Source organism: Enterococcus sp. AZ048 (assembly GCF_051715125.1).
Taxonomy (GTDB): Bacteria; Bacillota; Bacilli; order Lactobacillales; family Enterococcaceae; genus Enterococcus_A; species Enterococcus_A gilvus.
In genome coordinates this window covers 497,662-509,418 of sequence record NZ_JBIOTD010000002.1, presented here as the reverse complement: position 1 = coordinate 509,418, position 11,757 = coordinate 497,662, and the positions used below count along the sequence as shown (strand labels likewise).

The window sequence follows — 11,757 nt, the reverse complement described above, 5'->3', positions numbered from 1 at the left end:
TCTGATGTATCCGCTACACGTTCTGCCGCAAAAGAAATGTTGCGCTATAATAGCAGCAGAAAGGCGGGAAGTTATGCTTAGTCAGATTGGAATTTTACTTGTAGTCGGTATACTGGCCGGCGTATTGGGCTCGATCTTAGGGATCGGCGGCGGCATTATTTTGACCCCGTATTTGACGTTGATCATGAGATTGGACATCAAATATGCGATCGCGACCAGCATCGTCTGTGTGATCGCCACCAGTTCAGGTGCAACGATCGCTTATTTGAAGGACGACATGCTGAATTTGCGAGTAGCCATGTTTTTGGAGATCGCGACAACCATCGGAGCAATCGTTGGGGCGCTGCTTTCAGGCGTTGCGCCGACAGGCTTTCTATTTGTTTTGTTTGGCAGCTTTTTGTTATTTTCGGTCCTCAATATGCTCCAAAAGATTCGCAGTAAATCAGGAGAAGAGGCTCTTCAAGTCGCCAATGATCCTTTAGCGGAAAAATTAAAATTGAACGGGTCTTATTACGATAAAGTCTTAAATAAAAAAATTGATTATCAAGTAGAAAAGGTACCGGGAGGCTTCGCCATGATGCTGGGGGCAGGACTTGCTTCGGGATTATTGGGGATCGGCAGCGGGGTCTTCAAAGTAACAGCGATGGATACCATCATGAAAATGCCGATGAAACCCTCAAGCGCCACGAGTAACTTAATGATGGGCGTCACAGCAGCGGCTTCTGCGATGGTCTACTTTTTTAATGGGACGATCTTGCCGGAGATCGCGGCACCGGTAGCGTTAGGGGTGTTAGCTGGAGCGACGATCGGTTCCCGCATCATGACACGCTTGAAGCCGATCGTGATTCGTATGATCTTTATTCCAATACTGCTCTTTATGGGACTTCAAATGGTTCTTCGTGGATTTGGGGTGATCATGTAATGGACAATAAAGAAGAAATGCTGAAAATCGAGCGTTCCATCGGGTACATTTTACGGATCGGTGTCATTGTTTCAGCGGTGATCATTCTAGTTGGATTGGCATTATTGTTTTTAAACCCAACGGCCGCCCACCAAACACCGACTACATTAGAAACGATTTTCAAGGGGATGGTCCAGTTCAACGGGGAAGCCTTTGTGATGTTCGGACTCTTTTGTCTGATCTTAACGCCTGTCTTGCGAGTGGTAGTTTCGATTTTTGCCTTTGCAAAAGAGAAGGACTATTTGTATGTGGCGATCACGATCCTCGTCTTGATTATTTTGATCATCGGTATGAGCTTCGGCTTAGTCGAATAATGAAAAAAGCCTTCAAAAGTTAGACAGACAATCTAACTTTTGGAGGCTTTTAATTAGTACGCAATAAAATTTGACGTGTCAAACGCTCTAAGGTTTCCTTCGTATTGAAATAATTATCCGGCAATTTGCGAATGTCCTTTAAGGCTTGATCCGTATAATCAGAGGCCAATTGCTGCGCATAGGTCGTGCCGCCTAATTGATGAACCAGACGTTGGACAGCCAAAGCATCCTCTGCCGTCAGTTGATTTTTCTTTTCCAACAGGTGTTGCAATTCTTCGTTGTCCTGATTTATGGCATAAATCAAAGGCAGGGAATAGACGCCTTGACGGACATCCTCCAAAACGGGCTTGCCTAATGTATCGCTAGCCGCATCGTAATCGAGGAGATCGTCCATGATTTGAAAAGCGATGCCGATGTTTTGTCCGATCATTCCAGCTTTTTTGGCGAAGCGTTCACTATTCCCGCTCTCAAAAGCACCGACAGAACAGCTCAAAGCAAAGAGCTCAGCGGTTTTACCAGAAATATTTTCTAAGTATTCTTCTACTGTTTGATCTAATTTGTAACGATCATCCATTTGTCCCAATTCGCCATCGAGGATTTTTTCCATACTGCGGGAATTTAGCTGCAAGCTTCTCAGTGACGTTGAATAGTCCGATAATAATTTGAAACAGCAAATAAATAGATAATCGCCAGCGTATACGGCCGTGTCATTTCCAAAGGTCGAACGAATCGTCGGCAATCCACGGCGTAATTCAGAATCATCGACGATATCGTCATGGATCAATGTCGCTGTGTGCAGCATTTCGATCGACGCGGCGAGGGCCGTGGCTTTTTTTTCGTCCTGCTCGGGACCGAATTGAGCGAATAGAAGCTGATATGCCGGGCGCAGAAGCTTGCCGCCAGCATGGATCATATCCAGTACAGCAGATTCCACTTTTTTATTTTTTAATTTCACGACGTCTTCCATTAAGTGCAGTGTCGTCGTCAATTGCTTCGCAAGATCAGGATAATCTTGCCACATAGGATGAAGTTTCATTTTGGCTGGCCTCCTGAGCCTTTATTCGATTTCTTGGTCTGCTCATAATCTAATTGGAATTTTTGCAGCGCTCGTACATGCTTCAATAGGTAGTTTCCAGCGATCCCGATAACGATCCCGGCAAGGATACCCATGAAGGACATGACAGGCAAGTACAGCATGACCGTCCAGGATTGAGCGATCCAGCTAGCAACTAAAAGCTGACCCACGTTATGAAGAAAACCGCCGGCAGCACTGATACCAATGATGCTGACACGCTTAGGGCCAAGACTTTTGACGAGAAGCATGCCGAAATAACTCAGCAAAGAGCCGCTCATACTATATAAAAACGTTGACACGGTTCCGCCTAAGAGGGTCGTTAAGATCAGACGCATCCAAATCAGGCGAAAGCTGTCGCGTTTTGGCATCGTAAAAATAGCAACGATTGTTATTAAATTGGCAAGTCCCAGCTTTGCTCCTGGCGCAAATGCGAAAGGGGACGGGAACATATTCTCGATCAAGCCCAAAATAACACCTTGGGCGACGAGTAGGGCTATATAGATCAACTTTTGTGTTTTATTCATAATGAAGACAGCTAATAAATGACGCTGCCAGGTTCCCCTCCGTCTGAGGATTTGATTTCAATCAACAATTTATGAGGCAAGCACACGATAGTCTCGCCAGATTGGTCGATCCATCCACGTCGAACACAGATTTGATCTCCGCAGTCGGCTTCTTTGATTCGAATCCGACCATCTTTGACTTCGATCAGGTTATAATCTCCATCTTTTTCTTCGTAACGATACGTGTAGGTTTGGGATTTATCAGATAGATCGAAGGTTTTGATTTTTTCTCCATCGACTGAAAGGACCGCTTCTTGTGTCGAACTAGAGGCGCGATTCAGACTAAAGACCACGACAGGTGCAAAGGAGAGCAGCACAAGAAGAAGAATAATGAGGCCATCCCAAGGGCGCAGCAAACTATTTTTTGCAAGATCCTTCAGCTTCAACATAAACACCTCTTACTTGTTCTCTTGATTTGTAGGTTGATTCGGGTATAAATCTTTTCTTATCATAACATAAAGAAAGTTCTAAAGAGAAAAACAAGCCCTTTAGAACTTTCCTTCATTATTCATCCAATTAATTTGAATCGTTTTTTCCATAAATGGATCGTGGCGTACCATACCACCATTTGCCTGTTTTACGTTGAATCCAAGGAATCACCCAACGGTCAAGTCCTAAAGCACGACCAGAGCCGTTCATCAAAGCAAAGGCAACGAAGATAAACCAGATGTTGACCCAGTAGAACATGCCTGACAGACAGAAGACAACAGTCAAACCGATCGTCGCAGCACTTGCCAACCAAGTGAACAATCCGAAGATCAAGGCTAAAGCGATACCGATTTCCACAAAGGTCATGAATTTCTGCATGAACAATGCAACGTCTCTATTTGGCATCATAACTTCCATGATGTTTGCGAACCAGTGGGGCATTTTTTCAAAGACCGGCATTGGATTTTCACCAAAAGCATAGCTGAAGCCAAAATGTGTTGCTGTCGCAGCGGCATCTGTTGCCGCAGTCGTTGCTTCGGCCGCATGAGCACCTGCCGCAGAAGCGCCAGTAGTCACTTGTTCTTGCAACCAAGGGAAAGGAAAGACCACTTTATCTGTAAACCATGAGCCGTCTCCAAACCAAGAAGTAGGATTTAAATACTGACCGTCTCCAACAATTTTCTTCGAAGATTCGATCAACCACATTGAGCCATAGAAGACACGCAGCGGTACGCTCCATAAAACATTGCCGTAACGGGAAGAATGTCCACGCGTAACATTACGATCATTCTTAATATGGAAGAATTCATGCATCATGTATTGGAACATGTAGTACCCAGAACGAATCGTGAAGAAGTACAACAGGTTCACTAGATGTTTTACGACGATCGCCAGAAAACCAGACAGGTGGAACTTGTCCATCAAGTTCGCGACGCCCCATTTAGAACCGATCGAAACCATAAATCCTTGATAATTGCTTTTGAATTCGTGTTTTGGTGTGTTCTTGATCTTCGCGACAATATTCGCTGCTGCCGTGTGTCCTGTTTGTTCCGCTGCTTGAACGATCTGCGGAGTAGGGCGGCCATCGCTGTTCTCTTCGTAATGAACCAAGTCACCGATAATATAAATGTCTTTCTCTTCGTAGCCTTTTGCTTGCATGTACTCGTTGGCGAATAACCGTTGCCCGCGCGCAGCTTCAAGTCCAAAGTCCGCCGCGTCAGAAGTTCCTTTGACTCCGGCAGTCCAGATCAAAGTGTTTGTAGGAATTTGTGAACCATCCTTCAAAATGATGTGATCTGCGGTTACTTCAGTGATAGGGGCGCCTTTTTTCAATTGGATGCCTTTTTTCATCATGAAGCGTTCTGCTTTTTCAGCATCTTTCCGATCCAGCATATTCAAGATAGTAGGAAGGGCTTCTACGACCATCAATGTGAATTCTTCAGGACGCAATTTGTGCTGATTCGCTAAAACCGCTTTCCATTCCATCAATTCGCCGATCATTTCGATTCCTGTGAACCCTGATCCACAAACGACAAAGGTCAACATCGCGCGACGTTTTGCTTCATCTGGTTCTGCGGCTGCTTTTGCCACGGTATCTTCGATGTGTTTTCTGATCTTGATCGCATCTTCCATGGACCACAACGTAAATCCGTGTTCCTTCACGCCAGGAGTACCAAAGTCATTTGGTTCACCACCCATACCGATGATCAGTTGATCAAATGGGTATTTTCCTAACTTCGTTTTAACGATCTTTTTGTCTTTGTCGATCCCAGTAACTGTATCTGTCACTAATGAAACATTCTTCTGACGAGCAAATAAACGTTGTAGGTCGTATTGCACAGCCTCCGGTTCTACCCGTCCGCCCGCTACTTCGTGTAATTCGGTCATCATTGTATGGTAAGAGTGACGGTCGATCAAGGTGATCTCAACATCATCTTTTTTTAACTTCTTGGCCATAAATTTCGTTGCTGCAACACCTGCATACCCTGCACCCACAACGACAATTTTCTCTTTCGCCATTGATAATCCGCTCCTTTTAAATGATAATGACTGCACAATGAATATGTATTGATAATAAATGAACAATCGAATATATTATACATTTACTTTATTTCTTTGTCTACGGTAATTATTCTCATTTGATAATGGTGGTATTCTAATAATTAAATTAAAAACTAAGGTTATATGTAAAAAAACTATGTACAAAACTTGAGAAGTGATTTAGAATGATTCTTGTTTAATGAATCACAAAAAAAGAAAAAAGGTGGAGTTACTCATGAAAATGAAAAAAATAGTATCAGGGTTTGCTGTCGTTGCATTTTCTACACTAGCTTTAGCTGCTTGCGGCGGAAACAATGATAAAGACGCTGCGTCAAGCTCAAGTTCAACTGCAAGTTCTTCAGAAGCTGCAAAACCAGCAGAAAAAGAAGCAGGCGGCGATTTAAAAGACGGAACATACAAGCTTGAAGAAAAAAATTATGCAAATGGCTATCGCGTTGTCTTCGATATGACAGTTAAAGATGGCAAAATCACAAAATCAAATTATGATTATCTGAACGAAGACGGCAAATCAAAACAAAAAGATGCCGACTACGAAAAGAAAATGAAAGAAAAAACAAAAACTGGTCCTAAAGAATACATTCCAGAATTGAATAAATCTTTAGAACAAACGCAAAATCCAGATGCGGTTGAAGTAGTGACAGGCGCGACTCATTCAAGCGAAAGCTTCAAAAACTACTCTCAACAATTAGTACAAGCTGCTCAAGCTGGTAAAACAGATACGATTGAAATCGACAACGGTGCGGACTTGAAAGACGGCACGTACAAATTAGAAGAAAAGAACTATTCTAACGGCTACCGTACAGACTTCAGTATTACTGTTGCTGGTGGAAAAATCACTGAATCAAACTACGATAACGTGGACAAAGACGGCAAATCTAAAAAAGATGACGCTGACTACGAAAAGAACATGAAAGCTAAAAGCGGTGTAGGACCAAAAGAATACATCGAAGACTTGAACAAAGGCTTAGTAGAAAAAGGCGCTCCAGCAGATGTAGAAGTTGTCACTGGTGCTACTCATTCTTCACACGCTTTCCAAACATATGCAGCACAATTAGTAAACGCTGCAGAAAAAGGCAACACAGAAACAATCCAAGTAGACAACATCGTAATGAAAAAATAATTCCTTTATCAATAGGGAATCTTAGAAGAGCTGGGGTTTCCCCAGCTCTTTTTGTCAGTCCAACTTTTCGCAGTATCTAGAATAGTGCAATCAGTATAAAATGATTATCAAGTAAAACAATAATGAAGTTTAGTTGGATGATATGTCAGCGAACCTGCAGATAAATTTTGTCAAAAATTTATTTCCTAGAAGCGGAGATGACTGTCAGTTTTACTTCCTGCTTTAGCAGGTTAGTAAAATGATAGGCGCAACGAAAAAAAGACTCATTTTTCAAGATTTTAGAAAAATGAATCCATAAAAACGGAGAGAGCTGTCAGTCCAACTTTTCGCAGTATCTAGAATAGTGCAATCAGTATGAAATGATTATCAAGTAAAGCAACAATGAAGTTTAGTTGGATGATATGTCAGCGAACTTGCAGATAAATTTTGTCAAAAATTTATTTCCTAGAAGTTGAGATGACTGTCAGTCTTTTCTTAGTTGGCAATCAATAACTATCAAATGTTTATTACTATAGAAGAAACAGGATTCCTATTCCTGACAAAAAGTTTCTTAAAGTACTTTGAAAATAGGTTCAAAAAGGCTATGATAAGGTGAAAAAAATTTAGCTTTAGTAAAGGAAGTATGGAAGTGAAAAAACGAGCATTAATTTTGGTTTTTGGTCTATTAACGATTTTTCTAGCGGCCTGTGGAGGCAGCAAACCGAAGATCAATCAAAAACCTTATGAAGATAAACAGTTTTTAATGGGTACATATGTCCAAATGCGCATCTATGATGATGGGAAAAAAGAGGTCTTGAAGCCTGCTTTTAAGCGGGTAAAGGAATTGGCGGATAAAATCACGGTCAATCAGAAGGGTTCCGAGATTGACGAGATCAATCAAGAGGCGGGCGTAAAGCCAGTTAAAGTTACCGATGACATGTATTATTTGCTGAAAGAAGCCTACAAATACAGTGAAGATTCAAAGGGCGGCTTTGACATGGCGATCGGCTCGATCACTTCGCTATGGCGAATTGGCTTCCCTGATGCGCGCAAGCCGGATCAAAGTGAGATCGATCAGGCCTTGAAGCTAGTCAATTATCACGATGTGGTATTCAACGACGATGAACAGACCGTCTTTTTAAAAGAAAAGGGCATGAAATTGGACCTAGGTGCCATCGCCAAAGGCTATATTACAGATGAAGTCGTGAAAGTCATGAAGGAAAATGGTGTGACTACAGCGATCATTGACCTTGGAGGAAATGTCTATGTAATGGGGAACAGTCCTCGTGGAAATCAAAAAGAAGATTGGACTGTGGGGATTCAAGACCCGAACCAGGCACGAAATGTCGTTTTAGGAAGTGTTCCTGAGACCAATATGTCACTAGTCACTTCTGGAATTTACGAACGCTATCTGGAAGTAGATGGAAAGACGTACCATCATCTGTTCAATCCGAAGACAGGGTATCCTTTTGATAACGATCTTGCAGGCGTAACGATCGTGTCGAAAAAATCCATTGACGGGGACGGTCTGTCTACGGCAGTCTTTTCAATGGGCGTGAAAGATGGGATGAAATACGTGGAGGATATAAAGGATACGGAAGCTATTTTCGTTACACGCGATGACAAAGTCTATGTGACCTCTGGCCTGAAGGATGTTTTCGAGCTGAACAAAGAGGCAGGCTATACGATGGGCGACGAGAAGGATATGAAATAATATGACAAGAGAAAGCTTTTTTGATCTAGTAGAAATACGCACCAAATTAGCAAGTCTGTTTCCATTTATAATTGCGGTGCTGTTTGCGAATACGTATTTCCATTCCTTCCATTGGGGAAAAACGCTCTTTTTCTTCTTTGGAATGCTGGCTTTTGACATGGCAACGACCGCCATCAATAATTACATGGATTTTCGCAAGGCCCACTCAGAAGAATATAAATATCAAGAAAATGTTATCGGAAGAGACAAGCTTTCTGAAAAGACCGTCGTACTGATCATTTTTGGACTGATCGGTTTCGCGGCAATTGTAGGGATCACCTTGGCAATTCAAACGGGCTGGCTGTTACTTGTCATGGGTTGTGCTTGTTGTTTTATTGGTGTTTTCTATACATTCGGTCCGATTCCGTTATCTCGGATGCCGCTAGGTGAAGTGTTCAGCGGGGTAACGATGGGACTGGGGATTTTTGCCATTACGATCTATATTAATTCGTATGATAAGAAACCATTCTTCATGGAGCTGGATTTGCAGCATTTTGCGATTACCGGAAGTACCACCGCAGCGTTGGCAGTCATCTGGGCATCATTGCCCTTGATCGCTACGATCGCAAATATTATGCTGGCTAATAATATTTGCGATCTGGAGCAGGATATTACGAATCACCGATACACCTTGCCGTTTTATTTGGGTAAAAGAAATGCGGTGATCTTGTTCAATATTCTTATGTACAGTTCGTACATCGCGATTGTTATTGGATGGATCGCTGGGATTTATCAGTGGCCGATCCTCTTGACTTTTCTGAGTTTAGTGAGGGTCTATCCCCAGACAAAGGCATTTACAAAAGAACAGATCAAAAGAAAAACCTTTATCTTTTCGATCAAAAATTTGGTCGCCTTCAATAGCTGTTACGCGATCGGTCTTGCTGCGACCATTCTCTTGCAGATTTTTATTGGCTAAATAGACATACACCACAGGCAGGTGGAGCCGTCACTTGCCTGCTGGTGTAGTCTATTTTTATGTATATATCTAGAAAAAAGGAACTGAAATGGGGAATTGACACTATGGAGAATATGAAGGACTTGAAACACGCCTCTAAGAAAATGACGAAAGAACATTTCTTTGAACTTGTGCAAATACGCACAAAGTTCGCTGGGATTTTTCCTTTTGTCATAGCTGTGCTGTTTACGAATACCTATTTCCATTCGTTTCATCCAGGAAAAACAATGATTTTCTTTTTCGGGATGTTCGCTTTTGATTTGGCAATCACAGCAATCAACAATTATATGGATTTTAAAAAGGCCCATTCAGAGACCTATAAGTACGAAGAAAACATTATTGGACGCGAAAATTTGTCCGAAAAGCAGATTCAACGACTGATTATTGGCTTAGTAGGATTTGCGGCGATCATAGGACTCATATTAGTTGTCCAAACGGGCTGGATGCTGTTGCCGATGGGAGCGGCTTGCTTTTTTGTTGGCGTGTTTTACACGTATGGTCCCATTCCGCTGTCACGGATGCCCTTAGGAGAAATCTTTAGTGGCGTGACGGAAGGGCTAGGGATTTTTGCGATTACGATCTACTTGAACACTTACGACCAGCGGCTTTTTTTCATGGAGCTAGACATAGATCACTTCGCAGTGACTGGCGACACGAGGGCTGTATTGGCCGTTATTTGGGCAGCGTTGCCTTTGATGCTGACGATCGCGAATATTATGCTGGCAAATAACCTGTGTGACTTGGAACAAGATATTCAAAATCATCGTTACACGCTGCCTTTTTATATCGGACGTGAGTGGGGGATTCGCTTATTCAATGGGTTGATGTATAGCTGTTATGGCGTGATCCTTGTTGGAATGCTCACTGGCATCTATCAGTGGCCGATTCTGCTAGTTTTTGTCAGTCTGGTAAAAGTGATTCCTCAAACCGCCCGCTTCACACAGGTACAGATCAAAACTAAAACATTTCCGATGGCCGTTGAAAACTTGATTGTCTTCAATAGCTGCTATGCGGCAGGGCTTCTGATTACGATGATTTTACAACGTATATAAAAAACAGCGATCAATTGATTCGCTGTTTTTTTTTACATTAATTGGATCAAAAAAGTCACAAGGCTCACGACGCCTAAGCCGGTCACAAGCACAAATAGAAGTTTGTCTCGTTTGGTGGCGAAAATCGGACGGTGGTACGTATGGCTGTTCCATAACCAAAAGACAATGCCCAACGCATAAATACCGATACAATAAAGTAAATTTAAAATGCCGGAGGAATACAGCATATAGATGCCATAGACGATCCCGCCGATAGCTAACACTTGTTGTCCTTTATGTTTTTTCCCTTTCGCGATCTGCCATAAGAAAGCGGCAGATAGGACATAAGGGACGAGCACCATTGTTGTCGCAGTGTCGGTCACCGCTTGGAAGGCATCCATCGCCCAACGTGAAATCAAAAAGACGACCTGCATGATCACACCGTTCAGGATCAATGCGTTTACTGGTGCGTTTTGTTTATTGGCTTTTCCTAGGAAAGCGGGGAACATTTTGTCCTGTGCCGCATCAAATGAAATTTCCGCTGCTAAGATCGTCCAAGAAATCCAAGCGCCCAATACGGAAATTATGACACCGACATCGATCATATGAGCCGCCCAAGGGCCTGTGGATGCGCGCAACACACCGCTCAATGAAGGGCTTGGCAAATTCGCAAGCTGTTCCTGCGGCAATGAACCAAAGCTCAGCATCACGATCAGCACGTAGATCGCAAGCGTCGTGCTGTAGCCGATCAGTGTCGCGCGGCCCACATCTCGTGCCCGTTTCGCACGACCAGACAGGACAACGGCGCCTTCGATCCCGACAAATACCCACATGGTTTGGAGCATCGCGTGGCGAATCTGAGTGGGGATTCCGCCGAGTTGTTTGCCATTCAGCATCATATTTTTAGCGAAGATGTCCATTGAAAAGGTCTGGTACTTAAAATGAATAAACAAAAGAAAAATCGCCATCAAGATGGGCACCACTTTTGCACTTGTGGCGATGGTATTTAAAAGACTGGCTGTACGAATTCCGCGAGCGACTAAAAAGACCACGCCCCAGATCATAAATGTCCCTAAAAATAAACCGATTCGACCGCCCGAACCGCCGATCGACGGGATAAATTTGCTCAATGCATCTAAGAATAAAATAACGAAAGATACATTTCCGATTATATTACTCAGCCAATAGCCCCAAGCGGAATTGAAGCCGACATAATCGCCAAAACCGTCTTTTGCATAGTAATAGATTCCCCCAATGATCTCTGGTGTCTCCTTTGAAAGAGTCTGAAAAACTTTAGCGATGAAGAACACACCGATCCCAGTGATCAGCCAGGCAAGCAAGGAAGCAACAACTCCAGCTGATTGGGAAATACTGCTTGGTAAATTAAATACACCGCCGCCAAGCATCGAGCCGATCACGATCATGCTCATGCTCAGTCCTAGCAGACTCATTTCTTTTGTATGATTATCCGGCGTTTGATTCTGATTCATAACTTCTCCTTTAATTCATAGGCATA

General features: G+C 42.9%; 11 protein-coding genes. 6 read left to right on the top strand and 5 right to left on the bottom strand.

Translation table 11 applies throughout. From position 1 onward, the window contains the following. Window positions 1-73: 73 nt before the first annotated feature. Both IGI66_RS16285 and IGI66_RS16280 read left to right on the top strand, forming a co-directional pair. Window positions 74-922: a sulfite exporter TauE/SafE family protein gene (locus tag IGI66_RS16285; RefSeq protein WP_438849601.1), complete on the top strand. Its 849-nt coding sequence runs from the start codon at window positions 74-76 to the stop codon at window positions 920-922. After that, window positions 922-1,275 (top strand): DUF1634 domain-containing protein, encoded by a 354-nt coding sequence (locus tag IGI66_RS16280; RefSeq protein WP_431378610.1) that lies wholly within the window; start codon window positions 922-924, stop codon window positions 1,273-1,275. Before IGI66_RS16285 ends, IGI66_RS16280 begins: the two co-directional genes overlap by 1 nt. A gap of 49 nt (window positions 1,276-1,324) precedes the next feature. On the opposite strand, the gene IGI66_RS16275 is transcribed toward IGI66_RS16280, so the two are convergent. The 4 genes from IGI66_RS16275 to IGI66_RS16260 form a co-directional block, all read right to left on the bottom strand. Beyond that, a complete protein-coding gene (locus tag IGI66_RS16275) occupies window positions 1,325-2,311 on the bottom strand; it encodes a polyprenyl synthetase family protein (protein ID WP_010778542.1) in 987 nt (328 codons plus the stop codon). Then, window positions 2,308-2,874, bottom strand: a complete 567-nt coding sequence (locus IGI66_RS16270) for a Gx transporter family protein (protein WP_010778541.1) — start codon at window positions 2,872-2,874, stop codon at window positions 2,308-2,310. Before IGI66_RS16270 ends, IGI66_RS16275 begins: the two co-directional genes overlap by 4 nt. Window positions 2,875-2,885: 11 nt before the next feature. Then, on the bottom strand, window positions 2,886-3,299 hold the full coding sequence (locus IGI66_RS16265; protein WP_438849892.1) for a NusG domain II-containing protein: 414 nt from the start codon (window positions 3,297-3,299) through the stop codon (window positions 2,886-2,888). A 130-nt stretch (window positions 3,300-3,429) separates the two neighbouring features. Beyond that, entirely contained in the window at window positions 3,430-5,361 is a 1,932-nt protein-coding gene (locus tag IGI66_RS16260; RefSeq protein WP_438849600.1) for an FAD-dependent oxidoreductase, read from the bottom strand. 256 nt (window positions 5,362-5,617) lie between these two features. Between IGI66_RS16260 and pplA the strand changes: the two genes are divergently transcribed. From pplA to menA (IGI66_RS16240), 4 genes are all read left to right on the top strand, one after another. After that, entirely contained in the window at window positions 5,618-6,523 is a 906-nt protein-coding gene (gene pplA, locus IGI66_RS16255; RefSeq protein ID WP_010778538.1) for an extracellular electron transfer flavoprotein PplA, read from the top strand. A 628-nt stretch (window positions 6,524-7,151) separates the two neighbouring features. Then, a complete protein-coding gene (locus tag IGI66_RS16250) occupies window positions 7,152-8,216 on the top strand; it encodes an FAD:protein FMN transferase (RefSeq protein ID WP_438849599.1) in 1,065 nt (354 codons plus the stop codon). A gap of 1 nt (window position 8,217) precedes the next feature. Beyond that, a complete protein-coding gene (menA, locus tag IGI66_RS16245) occupies window positions 8,218-9,171 on the top strand; it encodes a 1,4-dihydroxy-2-naphthoate polyprenyltransferase (RefSeq protein WP_314574712.1) in 954 nt (317 codons plus the stop codon). A gap of 104 nt (window positions 9,172-9,275) precedes the next feature. Beyond that, window positions 9,276-10,262: a 1,4-dihydroxy-2-naphthoate polyprenyltransferase gene (gene menA / locus IGI66_RS16240; protein ID WP_438849598.1), complete on the top strand. Its 987-nt coding sequence runs from the start codon at window positions 9,276-9,278 to the stop codon at window positions 10,260-10,262. Between the two features lie 32 nt (window positions 10,263-10,294). Here the strand turns inward: menA (IGI66_RS16240) and IGI66_RS16235 are convergent, their stop codons facing one another. Beyond that, window positions 10,295-11,731 (bottom strand): basic amino acid/polyamine antiporter, encoded by a 1,437-nt coding sequence (locus IGI66_RS16235; protein WP_438849597.1) that lies wholly within the window; start codon window positions 11,729-11,731, stop codon window positions 10,295-10,297. Window positions 11,732-11,757: the final 26 nt, after the last annotated feature.